The following is an 18435-nucleotide window of genomic DNA, read 5'->3' as shown; positions in this document are numbered from 1 at the left end:
CCTCGGGCAATAGGCACGAGTCACTCCTGCCACCCCGTAGCCTTGGCGGTGTGACCGCTACGACTGAGACATCGAGGGCTGCCCACTCCTGGCAGTCCCTGCCCGCGGCGCAGCAGCCTGAATGGCCGGACCAAGAGGCTCTGCGCAAGACCCTTGCCGAGCTCGCGTCCTATCCGCCGCTCGTCTTCGCCGGCGAGTGCGACCAGCTGCGCGCCCGGCTCGGAGCCGTGGCGCGCGGGGAGGCCTTCCTCCTCCAGGGCGGTGACTGTGCCGAGGCCTTCGACGGCGTTTCGGCGGAGCACATCCGCAACAAGCTGAAGACGCTGCTCCAGATGGCCGCCGTACTGACGTACGCGGCCTCGGTGCCGGTGGTGAAGGTCGGCCGCATCGCCGGCCAGTACTCCAAGCCGCGCTCCAAGTCGACCGAGACCCGCGACGGCGTGACCCTGCCGGTCTACCGGGGCGACTCGGTGAACGGCTTCGAGTTCACCCCCGAGTCCCGCATCCCGAACCCCGAGCGCCTGAAGCGGATGTACAACGCGTCCGCCGCGACGCTCAACCTGGTGCGTGCCTTCACCACCGGTGGCTACGCGGACCTGCGCCAGGTGCACGCCTGGAACCAGGACTTCGTCCGCAACTCGCCGGCCGGCCAGCGCTACGAGCAGCTCGCCCGGGAGATCGACAACGCCCTGGCGTTCATGAGCGCCTGCGGCGTGGTGCCGGAGGAGTTCAAGGCGGTCGAGTTCTTCTCCTCGCACGAGGCGCTGGTCCTGGACTACGAGACCGCGCTGACCCGCGTGGACTCGCGCACCGGCGAGCTGTACGACGTCTCCGGCCACATGGTGTGGATCGGCGAGCGCACCCGGCAGCTGGACCACGCGCACATCGAGTTCGCCTCCAAGATCCGCAACCCGATCGGCGTCAAGCTCGGCCCGACCACCTCGGTCGACGACGCGCTCGCCCTGATCGAGAAGCTGGACCCGGAGCGCGAGCCCGGCCGCCTGACCTTCATCACCCGGATGGGCGCGGGCAAGATCCGTGAGCACCTGCCCACCCTGGTGGAGAAGGTCACCGCCTCCGGCGCCCGGCCGGTGTGGATCTGCGACCCGATGCACGGCAACACCTTCGAGGCCTCCAGCGGGCACAAGACCCGCCGCTTCGACGACGTCCTGGACGAGGTCAAGGGCTTCTTCGAGGTGCACCGCGCGCTCGGCACCCACCCGGGCGGCATCCACGTGGAGCTGACCGGCGACGACGTCACCGAGTGCGTCGGCGGCGGCGACGAGGTCCTGGTGGACGACCTGCACCAGCGCTACGAGACGGCCTGCGACCCGCGCCTCAACCGCAGCCAGTCGCTGGACCTGGCGTTCCTGGTGGCGGAGATGTACCGCGGCCAGTAGGCCCGGTGCCCGTCCGATGTGACGAAGGCCCCTCCGGATTCGGTGTCCCCGAGCCCGGAGGGGCTTTTTCGTACCCGTTTCGCCGGGTAAGGTAAGCCTCAGTGAACTAAGGCTGACCTTAGTCAAGATCCACTCCGCTTCACTCCCGGGAGAGACCGCGATGTACGTGTGCATGTGCCATGCGGTCACCGAGGACCAGGTGAAGAAGGCGATCGACGGCGGTGCCAACACCCCGCGCCAGATAGCGAGGGGCTGCCGGGCCGGCACCGACTGCGGGTCCTGCGTGCGGCGCATCCAGGCGCTGCTCGGCGAGCACGGCGCCCGCCCCTGCCCGACCGCCCGGCTGGCCGCGAAGCTCGGCCTCGCGGACCCGGAGGACCCGGCGGCGCCGTCCGCTCCGGCCCCGGAGGCCGCCCCGGTGGTCCCGCTGCGGGTGACCCGGGCGAACCGGGCGGCCTGACCGGGCCGGGTGGCCAGAGCGGGCTGCGGCCTCAGGACTCCGGCTGCTCGATCACCGTGGCGAGGTAGAGCGCCTCGCCGAGCTTCTCCAGCAGCTCCAGCTGGGTGTCGAGGTAGTCGATGTGGTGCTCCTCGTCGGCCAGGATGTCCTCGAAGATGTTCGCCGAGGTGACGTCGTTCTTGGCCCGCATCACCACGATCCCGCGCTTGAGCCGGTCGATCGCCTCGACCTCGATCTGGCGGTCCGCCTCGAACATCTCCTTGACCGTCTGGCCGATCCGGACGTGGAACAGCCGCTGGTAGTTGGGCAGCCCCTCCAGGAACAGGATCCGGTCGGTGAGCGTCTCGGCGTGCTTCATCTCGTCGAAGGACTCGTGCCGGGTGTACTTGGCGAGCTTCGTCCAGCCGAAGTTCTCCTGCATCTTGGCGTGCAGGAAGTACTGGTTGATCGCGGTCAGCTCGGCGGTGAGCTGCTCGTTGAGGAACTCGATGACCTCGGGATCGCCCTGCATGGTGATGCCTCCTGCACTCGTGCTGCCGTGTGTCCTGCGCTGAGTCCTGCGTGAAGTCCTGCGGTGGGTCCGGTACTGAGTCCTGCGCTGCGCATCCTGGCACCGCTTTGGGAGGAAATTCCAGTAAGTTCACACTCACTAGGACATGTGTCGGAATATCCGATTCATGGTGAAACGTACTGGTGGGCGGCCGACCGCTGGGCCGTACGGGCAGGGGCGCGGATCCGCGCAAAGGGGCGCGCGCCGAGGCTCGTCCGCCGTCTGTCACCATGGATCCATGGGTCAGTCGAAACACGAACCGCTTCCGCCGTCTGACCCGAGGCTCCCCCCGGGACAGCGCGCGCAGCGCGGCTGGCCCGCCCTGCACTACGGGCCGGTGCCCCGCTTCAAGCCGCTGACCTGGGACCTCCAGGTGTTCGGCGCCACCGCCTCGGCGGAGAAGCACAGCTGGGACTTCGAGGCCTTCGGCGCCCTGCCGCGCAGCACCGTCGTCGGGGACCTGCACTGCGTGACCAAGTTCTCGGTGCTCGGCAACGAGTGGACGGGCGTGTCGGCCGCCGCCGTGCTCGACCTGGTGCCCCCGGCGCCGGGCGTCACCCACGTCATGGTCTGGGCCGAGTACGGCTACAGCGCCAACCTGCGCCTCGCCGACTTCGCCGACCCGCGCACGCTGCTCGCCACCCACCGCAACGGCGAGGCGCTCACCGCCGAACACGGCTTCCCGGTCCGGCTGGTGGTGCCGCGGCTGTACGCCTGGAAGGGCCCCAAGTGGGTGCGCGCGGTCGAGTACATGCGGGCCGACCGGCGCGGCTTCTGGGAGGAGCGCGGCTACCACAACCTCGCCGACCCCTGGGGCGAGCAGCGCTACTCCTACCAGGAGGAGCCCGGCGACGGGCCGCTGCGCTGACCGCGTCCTAGAACAGCGAGAACTTGACGGTCACCACGCTGCGCTGCGGGCGCCGCTCGCCCGCCGCCGGGCTCTGGCCGGAGGAGGTGACCGCGCCGAACACGTCCCAGCCGCTGGTCTGCATGGTGAAGCCCGCGGCCTGGAGCGCCTTCTGCGCCTCGTCCTTGCCCATCCCGGTGACGTTCGGGACCGGCACCATGCCCTTGCTGACCACCAGCGAGACCGCGCTGTTCTCCTGCAGCAGCTGCCCGGCCGCCGGCGAGCTGCTGATCACCGAGCCCTCGGGCACCGTGTCGTCGTAGGTCTCGGTCACGCCGCCCCTGGTCAGCTGGGCGCCGGTCAGGGCCGCGGCGGCGTCGGCGGCGCTCTTCCCGGTGAGGTCCGGCACCGCGATCCGCTTGGGGCCCTTGGAGAGGGTGACGGTGACGCTGTCGCTCTTGCGGGTGCGCGCGCCCACCCCGGGGTCGGTGGCGATCACCTGCCCGGACGGGACGGACTCGCTGAACACCTCGACGAACCTCCCGTGCAGGCCCTCCTTGTCCAGGACCCGCTGCGCCTCGGCCCGGTCCTTGCCGAGCACGCCCGGCACCGAGCCGTACAGCCCCTCGGAGATCCCGTAGGTGACGCCGCCGATCGCCAGCACCAGCGCGGCCAGCGCGGCCGTCCAGACCAGCGTCCGGCGGGGGAGGCGGCGCAGCGGGCCCGGCCGGGGCCGGCGCCGGTGCACCGGGGTCGGCTCGTCGTACGGGCGCGGCTCGGCGAGCAGCTCGTCCATCAGCTCCGGCGGCATGTCCAGCACGCTGGTGCGCTCCGTCGGCGGGGCCTCGGCGGGCCGCGGCAGCGGCTGGATCACCGAGGTCGGCTCGCTGGTCGGGTAGCGCGGGCTGGGGCGGGTGGAGGCCGGCGGCTCGGCGTCCAGCGCGGCCGGGGCGAGGGTGCGGCGCACCCGCTGGAGGGCGGCGAGCAGCTCGACCGCGTCGTACGGGCGGGCGCCGGCGGACCGGGCGCAGGCGGCGGCCACTATCGCGTCCAGCTCGGGGCCGACGGCGGGGGCGACCAGCGAGGGGGCCGGGACGTCCTCGTGCAGGTGCTTGTACATGACCTGGACGGGGTTGTCGCCGGTGTGCGGGCGGCGGCCGGTGAGCATCTCGTACAGCAGGATGCCGGACGCGTAGACGTCCACCCGCTGGTCGGTGGGGGCGTCCGGGAGGATCTGCTCGGGGGCCAGGTAGGAGACGGTGCCCATGACGGTGCCGCCGGTCGCGGTGGTGGTCGAGGTGGGCGCGCCGTCGGCGCTGCCGAGCACCCGGACCAGGCCGAAGTCGGCGACCTTGACCAGGCCGCCCTCGGTGATCAGCACGTTCTCGGGCTTGACGTCGCGGTGGACCAGCCCGGCCCGGTGGGCGGCGCCCAGCGCGGCGAGCACCGGCTCCAGCACGTCCAGCGCGGCCCGGACGGACAGCGCGCCGCGGTCGCGCAGCAGGTCGCGCAGGGTGCGGCCGGGCACGTACTCCATGGCGAGGAAGACGTGGCCGCCGTCCGCGCCCTGGTCGAAGACGTTGACCACGTTGGGGTGGGTGAGCCTGGCGACCGCCTTGGCCTCGCGGATGAAGCGGGCGGTGAAGCCCTCGTCACCGGCCAGCGAGGGGTGCATCACCTTGAGCGCGACCACCCGGTCCAGCCGGGTGTCGGTGCCCCGGTAGACGGTGGACATCCCGCCGGTCGCGATCCGCTGCTCGACCCGGTACCGGTTGTCGAGCAGGGCGCCGATCAGGGGGTCGTGCAGTGCCATGTCCACTCGGAGAGTCTAGGGTGCGGGACCGCCCGGTCCCGGCGGACACCGCCTCCGGGACCGGCTTGTGACATGCGCGACGGTTCAGAACGCCGGGTGCTCGCGGGTGTCCAGGTCGGCCCGGCCGGCCATCGCGGAGGAGGCCTCGGCGTGGAAGCGGCGCGGGATCCGGCCGGCCCGGTGGGCGAGCCGGCCCGCCTCGGCGGCGTGCCGCATCGCCTCGGCCATCAGCACCGGGTCCTGAGCCCTGGTCACCGCGGAGGCGAGCATCACCGCGGCGCAGCCCAGCTCCATCGCCAGCGCCACGTCGGAGGCGGTGCCGGCGCCCGCGTCCAGGATCACCGGGACGCCCGCGCCCTCCACGATCAGCTGGAAGTTGTGCGGGTTGCGGATGCCCAGGCCCGAACCGATCGGCGAGCCCAGCGGCATGATGGCCGCGCAGCCGACGTCCTCCAGCTTGCGGGCCAGCACCGGGTCGTCGTTGGTGTACGGCAGGACGGTGAAGCCGTCGTCGACCAGCGTCTCGGCGGCGTCCAGCAGCTCGATCGGGTCGGGCAGCAGGGTGCGCTCGTCGGCGATCACCTCCAGCTTGACCCAGTCGGTGCCGAGCGCCTCGCGGGCCAGCCGGGCGGTCAGCACGGCCTCGCCGGCGGTGAAGCAGCCGGCCGTGTTGGGCAGCACCCGGATGCCGTTGCGGGTCAGCACGTCCAGCACGGAGCCCTGGGTGGTGGCGTCGACCCGGCGCATCGCGACGGTGGTCAGCTCGGTGCCGGAGGCGAGCAGCGCGCGCTCCAGGACCTCCAGGCTGGGGGCGCCGCCGGTGCCCATGATCAGCCGGGAGGAGAAGGCCGTCCCGGCGATGGTCAGCAGATCGTCGGCCATGGTTCAGCCTCCCTGGACGGCGGTGAGGATCTCGATCCGGTCGCCGCTGCCCAGTGCCGTCCCGGGCCACGAACCGCGCGGCACCACGGCCTCGTTGAGCGCGGCGGCGACACCGGTGTTGGCGGCGCTGACGGAGGCCACCAGCTCGGCGAGGGTGGTCGTGGCGGGCACCCGGCGGGGCTCGCCGTTGACGGTCAGGGCGATCTCGGCCGGGGCGGCCGGGTTCGGGGCGTCCTCGTTCACGGCGTTCTCGTCTGGGGCGTTCTCGGTCAGGGCGATCTCGGTCATGCGGAGGCCTTCGCGACGGGGGATTCGGAGGAGAACCGGGTGGGGGTGAACGGCCTTGCGAGCTCGGGGACTTCACCGGTGACCAGGTACTCGGAGACCAGGTCGGCGGTCACCGGGGTGAGCAGCACGCCGTTGCGGTAGTGGCCGGTGGAGGCGACCAGCCCGGGCAGCGGGGTCGGGCCCAGCAGCGGGGCGTTGTCCGGCGAGCCGGGGCGCAGCCCGGCCGAGGTCTCGCGCAGCGGGAGTTCGGTGATGCCCGGGACCAACTCGTGGGCGTCCCGCAGGAGTTCGTACACCCCGCCGGCGGTGACGGTGGTGTCGTAGCCCTGCTCCTCGGTGGTCGCGCCGACGACCAGTTCGCCGTTCTCCCGGGGGACCAGGTACAGGTGCCGGCCGCGGACCACGGCGCGGACGTTGCGGGAGAGGAACGGCCGGTAGGCCTCCGGCACGTGCAGCCGCAGCACCTGCCCCTTCACCGGGCGGATCGCGGGCAGCACCCCCTCGGGCAGACCGGGCAGCCGGTGGCTGTGCGGGCCGGCGGCGAGCACGACCTGGTCGGCGGTCACCGTCTCGTCGGTGCTCAGTCGGGCGCCGGTCGCGCGGCCGTCCTCGACCAGCAGCTCGACGGCCTCGGCGCGGTGCAGCAGGACGCCCGCGCGCCCGCAGGCCGCGACCAGGGCGGTGAGCAGGCGCCGGGGGTCCACCTGGTGGTCGTCCGCGGCGTGCAGGGCGCCGCGGACGGCGGGGGCCAGCATCGGCTCCAGCCTGCGGGCCTCCCGGCCGGTCAGCCAGGTCGAGTCCAGGCCCAGCCGCTGGTGGAAGGCGTACAGCTCGCGCAGTTCCTCGCGGTCGTCGGAGTCCAGCGCGACGGCGATCGTGCCGCAGCGGCGGTAGCCGGTGTCCAGGCCGCCGCTCGCCTCGGAGAGTTCGGCGGCGAAGGCCTCGTACCGCTCGTTCGAGGCCATCCCGAGGCGCAGCAGCGGCTCCTCGCCGTACTGGAGCTCGGTGACCGGGGCGAGCATCCCGGCCGCGACCCCGGCGGCCCCGCCGCCGTGGGCGGGGTCGACCACGATCACGTTCCGCGCCCCGCGCCGCGCGGTGCGCCAGGCGACGGCGAGGCCGATGACGCCCCCGCCGATCACCAGCACGTCGGCATGGGTGCCTGATGGCAAGCGTGACAAGGCTGCTCTTCTCCCTTCGCCGGTATGACCCGGATCAGGTTCGGACGGTCGCAGGCCGTGTCAGCCCGCCTCTCAGCCCGGTCCGCCGGGCTCCCGTGTGGTCCTCCCACCTTAACGCCGGGGGTCGGCCCGGCCGAAGGCCCGTACGCGGGGCGGATGGCCCGGAGGCCGCCGCGTCGCGCTGAGTACAGTGGCGGGCGTGGCAGAGCTGAGCGGAACGGATCGGGTGGTCGTCGTCGGAGCCGGGCTGGCCGGGGCGCAGTGCGCCCTCAAGCTGCGGCAGGGCGGCCGGCAGGGGCGGATCACGCTGGTCGGCGAGGAGCCGCACGCGCCGTACGACCGGCCGCCGCTCTCCAAGGACGTGCTGCTCGGCAAGGCCGACTCCACGGCCCTGGACATCGACTACGGGCAGCTCGGCATCGAGCTGCTCACCGGCCGCCGCGCCACCGGCCTCACCCCCGGCGTGCTGCACACCGACGGCGGCGACCTCCCGTACGGCTCGCTGGTGATCGCCACCGGTGCCGTGCCGCGCGCCCTGCCCGGCGCCGAGCGGGCGCACCTGCTGCACACCCTGGACGACGCCCTGGCGCTGCGCGCGCTGCTGCGCCCCGGGCTGCGGCTGGTGCTGGTCGGCGCGGGCTGGATCGGCGCCGAGGTGTCCACCGCGGCCCGCGCGGCGGGCTGCGAGGTGACGGTGGTCGAGGCCGGTCCGGCGCCGCTGCCCGGCGCGCTGCCGACGGAGCTCGGCTCGGCGATGGCCGCCTGGTACGCCGACGCCGGGGTCGAGCTGCGCTGCGGGGTCGGCGTGGCCGCCGTCGAGCCCGGCGCGGTGCTGCTGGCGGACGGCTCGCACCTGCCCGCCGACGAGGTGGTGGTCGGCATCGGGGCCCGCCCCGCGACCGGCTGGCTGGCCGGCTCCGGGGTCGAGCTGGACGCGACCGGCGCCGTCGTGGTGGACGGGCGGCTGCGCACCTCGGTGCCCGGGGTCTTCGCGGCCGGCGACTGCGTCAGCTACCCCTCGGCCCGGGCCGGCGCCCGGCTGGCCGTCCAGCACTGGGACCACGCGCTGCGGTCCGGCGAGGCGGTGGCCGCCGCCGTCCTGGGCGCGGACGCGCCGGCCTACGACCCGGTGCCGTACTTCTGGTCCGAGCAGTTCGGGCGGATGGTCCAGTACGCCGGCCGGCACGCCGAGGGCGACGAGCTGGTCCGGCGCGGCGACCCGCGGGGCGCCGACTGGTCGGTGCTCTGGCTGCGCGACGGCGTGCCGAGCGCGCTGCTGACCGTCGACCGGCCGCGCGACCTGGCCCAGGGGCGGCGGCTGATCGAGCGCGGCACCGCGCTGGACCCGGCCCGGGCGGCCGACCCCGCGGTACCGCTGAAGGCGGCCGTCGCGGGGTAGGCGCGGGGCAGGTCTGGTGCGCGGTGGGCCGCGGAGGTGGCAGTCTGGTGGCGTGAGTGAGATCGAAAGCAAGATTGAATCCCTGGTCACCGACTGGATGTACCTGCCCGACATCTCGGAGCAGTGGGGGGTCCGGGTCACCGAGGTGCGTGACCTGGTCAAGAACGGCGGCCTGATCGCCGTCCGGCGCGGCCCCAACAAGTCGCTGCAGGTCCCGGCCGCGTTCATCGACGGCCCGGGCCTGGTCAAGCACCTGTCCGGCACCCTGACCGTCCTGCGGGACTGCGGGTACAACGACGCGGAGATCCTGGAGTGGCTCTTCACCGAGGACCCGTCGCTGCCCGGCAGCCCGATCCAGGCGCTGCGGGAGAACCGCGGCACCGAGGTGAAGCGCCGCGCCCAGGCGATGCTGATCTGATGGCGGCGGACACGCCGCGCGCCGGGCTCGCCGACGCCCGGCTGTACCTGTGCACCGACGCCCGCCGGGAGCAGGGCGACCTCGCCGAGTTCCTGGACGCGGCGCTGGCGGGCGGGGTGGACATCGTCCAGCTGCGCGACAAGGGCCTGGAGGCCAGGCAGGAGCTGGAGGCCCTGGAGGTCTTCGCCGACGCCTGCCGCCGGCACGGCAAGCTGCTGGCCGTCAACGACCGCGCCGACGTCGCCCACGCGGCCCGGCCGGACGTGCTGCACCTCGGCCAGGACGACCTGCCGGTGCCGGCCGCCCGGGCGATCCTCGGCGAGGACGTGCTGATCGGCCGCTCCTGCCACGCCGAGTCCGAGGTGGACGCGGCGATCGCCGAGCCCGGGGTGGACTACTTCTGCACCGGCCCGGTCTGGCCGACCCCGACCAAGCCGGGCCGCCCGGCCCCGGGCCTCGGCCTGGTCTCGTACGCGGCGAAGCAGGACACCGACCGGCCGTGGTTCGCGATCGGCGGGATCGACCTCGGCAACCTGGACGAGGTGCTCGCCGCCGGTGCCCGCCGGGTCGTCGTGGTGCGGGCCGTCACGGCCGCGGCGGACCCCCGGGCGGCCGCCGCCGAGCTGTCCCGCCGGGTGCGCGCCGCGCTCTGAGCCTCCCGGATCCCGATAGGACCCGCAGGACCCGCAGGACCGGCCCGGGGCCGTCGCCGCCCGTCAGTGCGTTCAGTACTTGCGGACGGTGGCGGCCTCGGCCAGTGCCAGCAGCACCGTACGGGCCCGCTCGTCGGCGAGCGGCGCCGCCTCCAGCGCGGCCAGCGACTGCCGCATCAGCTCCTCGATCCGGCGCTCCACCAGCTCCGGCGCCCCGCTGCGGGCGACCAGCCCGCGCAGTTCGGCGACCTCCGGGGCCGCCAGGTCCGGCGCGCCCAGCCGCTCGTCCAGGTGCCGGGCGTCGGCGGCCGGCAGGCCCCGCATCGCGTGCGCGACCAGCAGGGTGCGCTTGCCCTCGCGCAGGTCGTCCCCGGCCGGCTTGCCGGTGACCGCCGGGTCCCCGAAGACGCCGAGCAGGTCGTCGCGCAGCTGGAAGGCCTCGCCCAGCGGCAGCCCGAACGCCCCGTACGCCTCGACCAGCTCCGGCCCGGCGCCGGCCAGCAGCGCGCCCACCTGGAGCGGCCGCTCGATGGTGTACTTCGCGGACTTGTAGTGCAGGACGGTCTGCGCCCGCTCCAGCGCGCCCTCGTCCGTCGAATCGCCGGCCACCGGCTCCAGCACGTCCAGGTACTGGCCGAGCATGACCTCGGTGCGCATCAGGTCGAACACCGGCTTGGCGGCGAGCACGGCGGCGGGCTCCAGGCCGGAGCGCAGGAACAGCTCGTCGCACCAGATCAGCAGCAGGTCGCCGAGCAGCACCGCGGCCGAGGCGCCGTACTGCTCGCGGTCGCCGCGCCAGCCGCTGTCGCGGTGCAGCGCCTCGAAGCGGCGGTGGACCGAGGGCAGGCCGCGGCGGGTGTCGCTGCGGTCCATCAGGTCGTCGTGGACGAGGGCGCTGGCCTGGAGCAGCTCCAAGGCGGCGGCCGCGTTGGCGATCGCCTCGCCGGTCGCGCCTGCGGCCGGGCCGCCGGCGCCGCGCCAGCCCCAGTAGCAGAAGCCCGGGCGCAGCCGCTTGCCGCCGTCCAGCAGGAAGTCGCGCAGCGCGTCGGCGGCGGGGGCCAGCTGGGGCGAGATCTTGTCGAGGAGCACGGACTGGCCGTCCATGAACGCGGCGAGCGCCGCGTTGACACGGGTGCGGACGTCCTCCACGTCCATGGGATTGGCCGCACTGCTGGCCGCGTTGCCGGCCGCACTGGTGGCCGCACTGAGGGCCGAACCGGGGCTGGCCGGCCGGGTGCTGGACGAGGTCACGATGGGGCTCCGCTGGTTCTCTGGGGTGCAGCAAGCGTAGCGGTGCGGCCGGGAACGGCTGTGCGAGCGGCTCGGCCCGGGGTACGGAGGAGGGGCGGCGGAGCCGTTCCGGGGCGAAACGGAACGTCTTCCATCAGTTGTCTCAATAGATGGAATACGGTTGTCCGGCCCCTTCGAACGCCGGATAGCCTGCCAGCATGGCACTCGGAATCGCTTCCACGAGAACGGATCGCGCACTGACGGTGCGCGAACTCCTGGCGGCCGGCAAGCGCTCCTTCTCCTTCGAATTCATGCCGCCCCGCACCGAGGCCGGCGAGCAGAAGCTCTGGGACGCCATCCGCCGGCTCGAACCGCTCGACCCCAACTTCGTCTGCATGACGTACGGCGCCGGCGGCTCCTCGCGCGAGCGCACCGTCAACATGGTCGGCCGGATCGCCACCGAGACCACCCTGACCCCGGTCGCCCACCTCACCGCGGTGGACCACTCGATCGCGGAGCTGCGCAACATCATCGGCCAGTACGCCGACCAGGGCGTGCGCAACGTCCTCGCGGTCCGGGGCGACCCGCCCGGCGACCCGATGGGCGAGTGGGTCAAGCACCCCGAGGGCGTCACCTACGCGTACGAGCTGGTGGAGCTGATCAAGGGGATCGGCGACTTCTGCGTCGGCGTCGCGGCCTCCCCGAACATGCACCCGCGCTCGACCGACTGGGACGAGGACATCCGGCACTTCGTGGCGAAGGTCCGCTCCGGGGCCGACTACGCGATCACCCAGATGTTCTTCGAGGTGGACGACTACCTGCGGCTGCGCGACCGGGTGGCGGCCGCCGGCTGCGAGACGCCGATCATCCCGGAGATCATGCCGGTCACCAACGCCAAGCAGCTGGAGCGCTTCCCGCAGCTCAGCGGCTCGGCCTTCCCCGTCGACCTGGAGGCCCGCCTGCGGGCGGCCATCGACGACCCGGCGGCGCTGCGGGCCATCGGCATGGAGCACGCCACCGCGATGGCCGAGCGCCTGCTCGCCGAGGGCGCGCCGGGTCTGCACTTCATCACGCTGAACCACTCGACGGCGACGCTGGAGATCTACCAGAACCTGGGACTGCACCAGCGCTGAGCGGGCGCTGCGGGGGCCTGCTCCCGCCGCGCCGACGCCGGGTGTTCACGAGCCCGTCACCGTACCGACGGTGGCGGGCTCGGTCGTGTGCGGCCGGTGCCCGGGCGGCGGGAACGCGATGCGGTACCCCGGCCGTTGAACCGGTACAGTCGCCGCACACGCGCGGCGCACACGCGCGGGTACGCGACTGGAGGTAGCGGGGCGGATGGGCATCGGATACCTGCTGCTGTACGTCGCGTTGGCGGTGGTGGCGCTCTGGCTGGTCGCGGAGGTGCTGCTGCAGAACCGGGCACCGCTGCACTGGCGGGTCCTGGCCCTGGCCGGCTTCCTGGGCGTGGCCGCCGGGATGGTCCTCGGCTCGGTCGTGGTGATCGGGGCCGGCGCCGCGCTGTTCGCGGTCGGACAGGCCTTCGTCACCCTCTCGGTCAAGCGCGGCCACCAGACCGGCTGGTCCCTGCGGAAGCCCGACGGCAGCCTGCCCGGCCCGCTCGCCAAGGTGCCGCTGCTCGGCGCCCTCACCGGCGGCGCCGCCGCGGTGGCGGCCGCCGCGGTCGCCCGCAAGCGGGTCGGCGAGGTCAGCCCCGTCGAGGAGACCCCGGCCCCCGCGCCGCTGCCCTCCCCGGCGCCCGACGAGGTGCCGGAGGTCGAGCAGACCGCCGCCTTCGAGATGCAGGAGCTCGCCCAGGACGGCGTCTACGCCCCCGGGTACTACGAGCAGCAGCAGCCGCAGGTCCAGCAGCAGCCCCAGGACCCGTACGCCCCCGCCTACCAGGCCGGCTACGACCAGCAGCAGTGGCAGACCCAGCAGCAGCCCGCCTACGCCTACGACCAGCAGCAGACCTACGGCGGCTACCCCCAGCAGCAGCCCGACCCGTACGGCGGCTACCCGCAGCAGCAGCACCAGCAGCAGGACCCGTACGCGGGCTACCAGCAGCAGCCGCAGCACCAGCAGGCCTGGGACCAGACCGCCCAGCAGCAGCCCCAGCAGTGGCAGCCCCAGCCCGACCCGCACACCCAGGGCATCCCGCAGCAGCCGATGTACGACCAGAACCACGGCTACCAGCAGCAGAACACCTGGCACCAGCAGGGCTGACCCGCCCTGACCGGCCCGACCGGGCCGTTACGCCGGGCCGATCAGGCCGGCGGTGATGCAGGCCGACATGCCGACGCGGGCGAGGCCGCCACCGGGGTGGGCGTTGCCGCCGATCAGGTAGAGGCCGGGGACGGGGGACTCGTTGGCGGCCTTCAGCCAGGAGCCCGCGGAGCCGGCCAGGGCCGGGCGGGCGACCGCGCCGAACAGCGCGCCGGTCTCCCGGCGGGTGTCCTCCGGGGTGCGCACGACCCGCCACAGGATCCGCTCGCGCAGGCCCAGGCCGGCCGCGTCCACGTGGGCGAGCAGCCGGTCGGCGTAGCGGTCGGCGAACCCGGGGACGGTCCAGTCGACCTCGTCCTGGGCCGGGACGGTCGCGGTCAGCACCACGCTCTCGTGGTCGTCGTCGGGCCGCAGCGCCGGGTCGTCCGGGCGCAGCACCTGGACGGTGGGGCGCTCGCAGGGCGGCGCCGAGAGCGTCAGGGCGTTCGCCTCGGCGGCGGGGTCGGCCGCGTGGACGACCGTGCGGTGCGGGGTGCCCTCGGGCCGGGGGCCGCGCAGGGCGAGCAGCACGCTGAAGCGGCCGGGCACCTCCACCGGCTCCCACTCCCCGGGCGGCAGCCCCGGCCACTCGGCCAGGCCGTGGCGGTAGAAGGCGTCGGTGTCCATCGCGGAGACCACCAGGTCCGCGTCGATCCGGCCGTCCGCCGTCTCGACCCCGGTCGCCCGGCCGCCCTCGACGACCACCCGGGTGACCGGGGTGTCGAAGCGGAACGCGACCTTGCGCAGCTCGCAGCGCCGGTACACCGCGTCCGCGAGGGCCCGCAGCCCGCCCCGGACGTACCAGACGCCGAAGGACTGCTCCATGTACGGCAGGACGGTGGCCCCGGCGGGTGCCATGGCCGAGGTGAAGCCGTGCCGCAGCGCGGGCTCGCACAGCAGGGCGGTCAGGCCGGGGTGGCCGTCGAGCTCGCGCGCGGCCACGTGCTCCAGGGACCACGGCTGGGCGCGGCGCAGCCGGGCCAGGCCGGTGCGCGGCGGGACGGGGTACGGGTCGGTGCCCACCAGGGCCCGGTCGGCCGGGGACAGCACGCCGCGCTCGGCCGGCAGCGGCTCCTCCAGCAGCGGGCGGCGGGTGGCCTCCCAGACCGTCCGGCCGTGGTTCATCACCGCGCTCCAGCGGGCGCCGGAGCCGGCCCCGAAGGCGGCGTCCAGCGCCTGGCTGACGCCGCCGCGGGAGGCGTTCGGCAGGGTGACGGCGGTGCCGTCGGGGAACAGGTGTCGGCTCTCCGGGTCGACCGGGGCCAGCTCGACCAGCTGCTCCAGGGGCTCCTTGCCGGTCTTCAGCGCGAGGTCGCGGTAGACCGCCGGGAGGGTGAGCAGGCCGGGCCCGGTGTCGAAGGCGAAGCCCTCGCGCTCGTACCGCCCGACCATGCCCCCGTAGGTGCCGCCCGCCTCGCAGACCGTCACCCGGTGGCCGAGGGTCGCCAGCCGGGAGGCCGCCGCGAGCCCGCTCATTCCTGCGCCGATGACGACGATCTTTGCCATGGCACCTGATCCTAGGACCAGTCTCAGGCGCTCCCCGCCGCCGCCCGGGCGGCCCGGCGTTCGCGGCGGCGGGCCCGGAAGGCGCGGATCCGGCTGACCGCCAGCCAGACCAGCAGCAGCCCGGCGGCCAGGACCACGGCGGCGACCGAGGCGGCCAGCCAGGGGTGGAAGATCGCCAGGGTGATCAGGCCGGCCACCGAGAGGTCCTCGGCCATGCTGACCACGATGTTGCTGGCCGGTTCGGGGGAGGTGTTGACGGCCATCCGCAGCGAGGCCTTCACCAGGTGGCTGACCAGGGCCGAGGCGCCGCCCATCGCGCCGGCCGCGACCTCGCTCAGCGAGCCGGGGTCGTTGCCCGCGATCAGCACGCCGACGGTGGCGCCGGCGACCGGCCGGATCACCGTGTGCACGACGTCCCAGACGCTGTCCACGTACGGGATCTTGTCGGCCACCGCCTCCAGCGCGAACAGCACCGCGGCCACGACCAGCACGTCGGTGCGCTCCAGCGCCTGCGGCACCGAGTCCGCGTCGGCGAACCTGCCCAGCAGGCCGAGCAGCAGCACCACCGCGTAGGCGTTGATGCCGCTGGCCAGTCCGCTGGTGAAGATCAGCGGCAGGACCGTCATCGCGTCCCCCTCCTCGTCATCGCGTCCCCTGGTCGTCCGGCGGGCCGGTACCGCCCGGCCCCGCCGTACCGTACCCGGCACCCGGGACGCCGTGGACGCACCCGCCGGTTCCGGCGGGCGGCCGGACCGGGACGGGCCGGGGCGCACTGAGTACAAATACTCAGATCCGCGGTTGAGTACGTCAGCGGATGGCCCCCGACCTGCGGAGACGGGAGAGTGGTGGCACCCGGGAGGGCGGCGCGTCGGGCGCCGGGCCCGCCCGGGCGGCGGATCCGTCCGTCCCCCGGCCGAACCGGCCCGGGGAGGCGGCGGACGGACCGCCACGGGGCTGGTCACGGTCCCCGCACCGCCGACACGGGGCGGCGGAGCGGGCCGGGGGGAGACCGGCCGCGAGGGGGGAGCTCGCCACCGCCGACCACGGGGGAGCGGCGGAGCGACGGCACGGCGGCGGCGCGGAACCGGGGGAGGACCGCGCCCGCCGCCGCTACGCCTTTTCCGGACGCCCTTCCGGAGCCGCCCGGGGCGCGGCCGGCCCGGCCGGATTGTCAGTGGTGCCGTTCACGATGGAGGGGCACGGACCACCCGGTCCGCGCGCTGCCTCGGAACGGGGGAGACCATGACCGTCAGCCGTCCTGAGCCCGTCACCGCCCGCCTCCACTCCGCCGCCCCGCCGCACCTCCCGGGCCCGTCCGCCGGGCGCCCGGCCGGAGCCGACGTCCACCCCGTGCTGCGCCGGGTCGCCGCGCCGCCGGCCGCCCTCGACCTGCTCGCCGACGCCCACCGCACCCTCACCCGGGCCCGTGCCCTGGAGGACCCGCTGGAGCGCTACGCCACCGCCCACCTGGCCGCGCTGCGCACGGTGGCGGCGGTCCTGGCGGTGCGCGGCCGCCCGGAGAAGAGCCCGCGCCGGCGCAAGGCCATCCGCAGCGCCTGGGAGGTGCTGCCCGAGGTGGCCCCGGAGCTCGCCGAGTGGGCGGTCTACTACGGTGCCGGCGCCCGCCGCCGGGCCGCCGCCGAGGCCGGGATCAGGGGCGCCGCCTCGGCCCGCGACGCCGACGACCTGGTCCGCAACTCCGCCCTCTTCCTGCGTCTGGTCGAGCGCCTGCTCGGCCTGCACGCCGCGCCGCCCCCGCCCCGGCTCCCGTCGGACGGCGTCGTGGGCCCGGCAAGGATCCCTGGGACAGGCTCTAAGGTGGAGGCAACCTGATCGAACTGCACGTGCCAAGGAGTCCCACCTTGTACCCGACGCGTCCCCGCAGTGCCCTGCGTACCGCCGTGGTGTGGGAGGTGGTCCGGGCGGCCCTGGAGAAGCGGTCGGCCGAGCTGGACCAGCCGGTGCTCGACGTGGTCGACACCGGCGGCGGCACCGGGAACTTCGCGGTGCCGGTCGCCAAGCTCGGCCACCGCGTCACCGTGGTCGACCCGAGCCCGGACGCCCTGTTCGCCCTGGAGCGCCGGGCCGCCGAGGCCGGTGTGACGGACCTGGTGCGCGCCGTCCAGGGTGACACCCAGACCCTGCCCGAGCTGGTCGCCCCCGGCAGCGTGGACGCGGTGCTCTGCCACGGCGTGCTGGAGGTCGTGGACGACCCGGCCGAGGCGCTCGGCAGCCTGGCGGGCGCCCTGCGCAAGGGCGGCGTGGTCAGCCTGCTGGCGGCCAACCGCAACGGCGCCGTGCTGGCCCGCGCACTGGCCGGCCACTTCACCGAGGCCCGCACCGTGCTGTCCGCCGCCGACGGCCGCTGGGGCGAGCAGGACCCGATGCCGCGCCGCTTCACCGGCGAGGAGCTGGGCCGGCTGGCCGAGGCTGCGGGCCTGCGGGTGCAGTCGGTGCACGGTGTACGGGTCTTCTCCGACCTCGTCCCCGGTGTGCTGGTGGACACCGAGCCGGGCGCGCTGGACGCGCTGCTGAAGCTGGAGGAGGCCGCCGCCGCGCAGCCCGCCTTCCACGCGGTGGCGACCCAGCTGCACCTGCTGGCCACCCTGGCCTGAGGCGCCCCTCCCGGCCCGCGCGCCCCTTCACGCGCGCCTCCGCCGTCGTACGGTTTTTTTTGCCCGCCGTACGGCGGTGGTTCGCGCCCTGGAGGCCCGCCCGTTCCCGCGCCGTGACCCCTCGGAGGCCCGCCCGTTTCCGGGCCCGGCGGCGGCCGGGCGGTGCGGCCCGGCGGCAAACCTCCCCAGGTCCGGGACGATTCCATCCGATCGGGCACTTGTCCGGGGCGTGGCGCGTTGACTCCGATGCGGCCGTCCCCGCTCGAAGTGGCCCGTCCCACGCGGCGCAGACCACCCCGTAACGGGCCCACGGACCGTATGATCTGGGTAAAGCCGGAAAGCATGACAGCCGGACGCGTGGGGCATATGGACGACACGGGCCGGGTCCCCCGCACGGGCGTCCGACCGTGTGCCCCAAGGCTGATTGGACTTGCCTCCCCGACCGGGGTGGGCGGACCGGTCGCACCCGCGACCGACGAGTAGGAGGACTCCGTGCCGCTCTCGGAGCACGAGCAGCGACTGCTCGACCAGATGGAGCGAGCGCTGTATGCCGAAGATCCCAAATTCGCGTCTGCGCTTGAGGGAACCGGGCTGCGCACCTACACCCGTCGGCGGGTCTACCTGGCCGTCGCCGGCTTCGTGGTGGGCATCGGCCTGCTGATGGGCGGCATGGTCGTACCGGATCAGATCTGGGTCAGCGTCGTGGGCTTCCTGGTGATGCTCGGGTGCGCGGTGTTCGCCGTGACCGGCTGGCGCCGCGGTCCCGCGGGCCAGGGCGCCGGAGCCCGTCCGGCCGCCGCCCCGCGCCGCAAGGCCGGGATGATGGACCGGGTGGAGCAGCGCTGGCAGCGCCGCCGGGACGAGCAGACCGGCGGGTTCTGAGCCGCTCGGCCGATACGTACGAAGCCGGGGCGGGCAGTCGATCGAC

General features: G+C 74.3%; 19 protein-coding genes and 1 riboswitch. Of the genes, 11 read left to right on the top strand and 8 right to left on the bottom strand.

Annotation, left to right across the window (positions count from 1 at the left end):
- The first annotated feature begins 50 nt into the window (after window positions 1-50).
- On the top strand, window positions 51-1400 hold the full coding sequence (locus ACFCY1_RS37695; RefSeq protein ID WP_049655382.1) for a class II 3-deoxy-7-phosphoheptulonate synthase: 1350 nt from the start codon (window positions 51-53) through the stop codon (window positions 1398-1400).
- A gap of 160 nt (window positions 1401-1560) precedes the next feature.
- Window positions 1561-1860: a bacterioferritin-associated ferredoxin gene (locus ACFCY1_RS37690; protein ID WP_375877454.1), complete on the top strand. Its 300-nt coding sequence runs from the start codon at window positions 1561-1563 to the stop codon at window positions 1858-1860.
- Window positions 1861-1891: 31 nt separating this feature from the next.
- Here ACFCY1_RS37690 and bfr read toward each other — a convergent pair whose 3' ends face one another.
- Entirely contained in the window at window positions 1892-2371 is a 480-nt protein-coding gene (bfr, locus tag ACFCY1_RS37685; RefSeq protein WP_049655380.1) for a bacterioferritin, read from the bottom strand.
- Between the two features lie 277 nt (window positions 2372-2648).
- On the opposite strand from bfr, the gene ACFCY1_RS37680 reads away from it, so the two are divergent.
- A complete protein-coding gene (locus ACFCY1_RS37680) occupies window positions 2649-3278 on the top strand; it encodes a molybdopterin-dependent oxidoreductase (RefSeq protein ID WP_375877453.1) in 630 nt (209 codons plus the stop codon).
- Window positions 3279-3285: 7 nt separating this feature from the next.
- Here the strand turns inward: ACFCY1_RS37680 and pknB are convergent, their stop codons facing one another.
- The 4 genes from pknB to thiO all read right to left on the bottom strand — a co-directional run bounded on the left by pknB (window position 3286) and on the right by thiO (window position 7412).
- Window positions 3286-5070: a Stk1 family PASTA domain-containing Ser/Thr kinase gene (gene pknB / locus ACFCY1_RS37675; RefSeq protein WP_053112234.1), complete on the bottom strand. Its 1785-nt coding sequence runs from the start codon at window positions 5068-5070 to the stop codon at window positions 3286-3288.
- A gap of 84 nt (window positions 5071-5154) precedes the next feature.
- The gene (locus tag ACFCY1_RS37670; RefSeq protein WP_049655375.1) at window positions 5155-5952 is read right to left on the bottom strand and encodes a thiazole synthase; all 798 of its coding nucleotides are present in this window, start codon (window positions 5950-5952) and stop codon (window positions 5155-5157) included.
- A 3-nt stretch (window positions 5953-5955) separates the two neighbouring features.
- A complete protein-coding gene (gene thiS, locus ACFCY1_RS37665; RefSeq protein WP_375877452.1) occupies window positions 5956-6240 on the bottom strand; it encodes a sulfur carrier protein ThiS in 285 nt (94 codons plus the stop codon).
- The gene (gene thiO, locus ACFCY1_RS37660; protein WP_259316557.1) at window positions 6237-7412 is read right to left on the bottom strand and encodes a glycine oxidase ThiO; all 1176 of its coding nucleotides are present in this window, start codon (window positions 7410-7412) and stop codon (window positions 6237-6239) included. The genes thiS and thiO overlap by 4 nt, the downstream gene beginning before the upstream one ends.
- A gap of 3 nt (window positions 7413-7415) precedes the next feature.
- Window positions 7416-7528, bottom strand: a riboswitch (TPP riboswitch).
- 83 nt (window positions 7529-7611) lie between these two features.
- Here thiO and ACFCY1_RS37655 point away from each other — a divergent pair.
- The 3 genes from ACFCY1_RS37655 to thiE are packed head-to-tail and all read left to right on the top strand — an operon-like array spanning window position 7612 to window position 9891.
- Window positions 7612-8820, top strand: coding sequence for an NAD(P)/FAD-dependent oxidoreductase (locus ACFCY1_RS37655; RefSeq protein WP_375877451.1), 1209 nt, complete (start codon window positions 7612-7614; stop codon window positions 8818-8820).
- 52 nt (window positions 8821-8872) lie between these two features.
- Entirely contained in the window at window positions 8873-9238 is a 366-nt protein-coding gene (locus ACFCY1_RS37650; RefSeq protein ID WP_049651935.1) for an Rv2175c family DNA-binding protein, read from the top strand.
- Window positions 9238-9891 (top strand): thiamine phosphate synthase, encoded by a 654-nt coding sequence (thiE, locus tag ACFCY1_RS37645; RefSeq protein WP_375877450.1) that lies wholly within the window; start codon window positions 9238-9240, stop codon window positions 9889-9891. Before ACFCY1_RS37650 ends, thiE begins: the two co-directional genes overlap by 1 nt.
- Window positions 9892-9963: 72 nt before the next feature.
- Here thiE and ACFCY1_RS37640 read toward each other — a convergent pair whose 3' ends face one another.
- Entirely contained in the window at window positions 9964-11142 is a 1179-nt protein-coding gene (locus ACFCY1_RS37640) for a polyprenyl synthetase family protein (RefSeq protein WP_375877449.1), read from the bottom strand.
- A gap of 197 nt (window positions 11143-11339) precedes the next feature.
- Here ACFCY1_RS37640 and metF point away from each other — a divergent pair, with 197 nt between their 5' ends.
- The gene (gene metF / locus ACFCY1_RS37635) at window positions 11340-12254 is read left to right on the top strand and encodes a methylenetetrahydrofolate reductase [NAD(P)H] (protein ID WP_375877448.1); all 915 of its coding nucleotides are present in this window, start codon (window positions 11340-11342) and stop codon (window positions 12252-12254) included.
- A gap of 205 nt (window positions 12255-12459) precedes the next feature.
- Window positions 12460-13347 (top strand): hypothetical protein, encoded by an 888-nt coding sequence (locus tag ACFCY1_RS37630; protein ID WP_375877447.1) that lies wholly within the window; start codon window positions 12460-12462, stop codon window positions 13345-13347.
- Between the two features lie 27 nt (window positions 13348-13374).
- Here ACFCY1_RS37630 and ACFCY1_RS37625 read toward each other — a convergent pair whose 3' ends face one another.
- Window positions 13375-14892, bottom strand: coding sequence for a phytoene desaturase family protein (locus ACFCY1_RS37625; protein WP_375877446.1), 1518 nt, complete (start codon window positions 14890-14892; stop codon window positions 13375-13377).
- A gap of 23 nt (window positions 14893-14915) precedes the next feature.
- The gene (locus tag ACFCY1_RS37620) at window positions 14916-15518 is read right to left on the bottom strand and encodes a DUF4126 domain-containing protein (RefSeq protein ID WP_049651930.1); all 603 of its coding nucleotides are present in this window, start codon (window positions 15516-15518) and stop codon (window positions 14916-14918) included.
- 616 nt (window positions 15519-16134) lie between these two features.
- On the opposite strand from ACFCY1_RS37620, the gene ACFCY1_RS37615 reads away from it, so the two are divergent.
- The 3 genes from ACFCY1_RS37615 (at window position 16135) to ACFCY1_RS37605 (ending at window position 18389) form a co-directional block, all read left to right on the top strand.
- Window positions 16135-16725, top strand: a complete 591-nt coding sequence (locus tag ACFCY1_RS37615; RefSeq protein WP_375877445.1) for an SAV_6107 family HEPN domain-containing protein — start codon at window positions 16135-16137, stop codon at window positions 16723-16725.
- 29 nt (window positions 16726-16754) lie between these two features.
- Window positions 16755-17507, top strand: a complete 753-nt coding sequence (locus ACFCY1_RS37610; protein ID WP_049651928.1) for a methyltransferase domain-containing protein — start codon at window positions 16755-16757, stop codon at window positions 17505-17507.
- 492 nt (window positions 17508-17999) lie between these two features.
- Window positions 18000-18389 carry a DUF3040 domain-containing protein gene (locus ACFCY1_RS37605; RefSeq protein WP_074000911.1) on the top strand — a complete coding sequence of 130 codons (390 nt, stop codon included), beginning with the start codon at window positions 18000-18002 and terminating at the stop codon, window positions 18387-18389.
- Window positions 18390-18435: the final 46 nt, after the last annotated feature.

It is taken from the genome of Kitasatospora sp. NPDC056273 (assembly GCF_042268845.1).
Taxonomy (GTDB): domain Bacteria; phylum Actinomycetota; class Actinomycetes; order Streptomycetales; family Streptomycetaceae; genus Kitasatospora.
This window is presented reverse-complemented; position numbering and strand designations above follow the sequence as displayed.

Excerpts from the sequence above, each read along its gene's own strand:
- ACFCY1_RS37620 (WP_049651930.1), bottom strand. The coding sequence starts at position 15,518 with ATGACGGTCCTGCCGCTGATCTTCACCAGCGGACTGGCCAGCGGCATC.
- thiS (WP_375877452.1), bottom strand. The coding sequence starts at position 6,240 with ATGACCGAGATCGCCCTGACCGAGAACGCCCCAGACGAGAACGCCGTG.
- ACFCY1_RS37670 (WP_049655375.1), bottom strand. The coding sequence starts at position 5,952 with ATGGCCGACGATCTGCTGACCATCGCCGGGACGGCCTTCTCCTCCCGG.
- ACFCY1_RS37680 (WP_375877453.1), top strand. The coding sequence starts at position 2,649 with ATGGGTCAGTCGAAACACGAACCGCTTCCGCCGTCTGACCCGAGGCTC.
- ACFCY1_RS37690 (WP_375877454.1), top strand. The coding sequence starts at position 1,561 with ATGTACGTGTGCATGTGCCATGCGGTCACCGAGGACCAGGTGAAGAAG.
- bfr (WP_049655380.1), bottom strand. The coding sequence starts at position 2,371 with ATGCAGGGCGATCCCGAGGTCATCGAGTTCCTCAACGAGCAGCTCACC.
- thiE (WP_375877450.1), top strand. The coding sequence starts at position 9,238 with ATGGCGGCGGACACGCCGCGCGCCGGGCTCGCCGACGCCCGGCTGTAC.
- ACFCY1_RS37615 (WP_375877445.1), top strand. The coding sequence starts at position 16,135 with ATGACCGTCAGCCGTCCTGAGCCCGTCACCGCCCGCCTCCACTCCGCC.
- ACFCY1_RS37625 (WP_375877446.1), bottom strand. The coding sequence starts at position 14,892 with ATGGCAAAGATCGTCGTCATCGGCGCAGGAATGAGCGGGCTCGCGGCG.
- ACFCY1_RS37630 (WP_375877447.1), top strand. The coding sequence starts at position 12,460 with ATGGGCATCGGATACCTGCTGCTGTACGTCGCGTTGGCGGTGGTGGCG.
- metF (WP_375877448.1), top strand. The coding sequence starts at position 11,340 with ATGGCACTCGGAATCGCTTCCACGAGAACGGATCGCGCACTGACGGTG.
- pknB (WP_053112234.1), bottom strand. The coding sequence starts at position 5,070 with ATGGCACTGCACGACCCCCTGATCGGCGCCCTGCTCGACAACCGGTAC.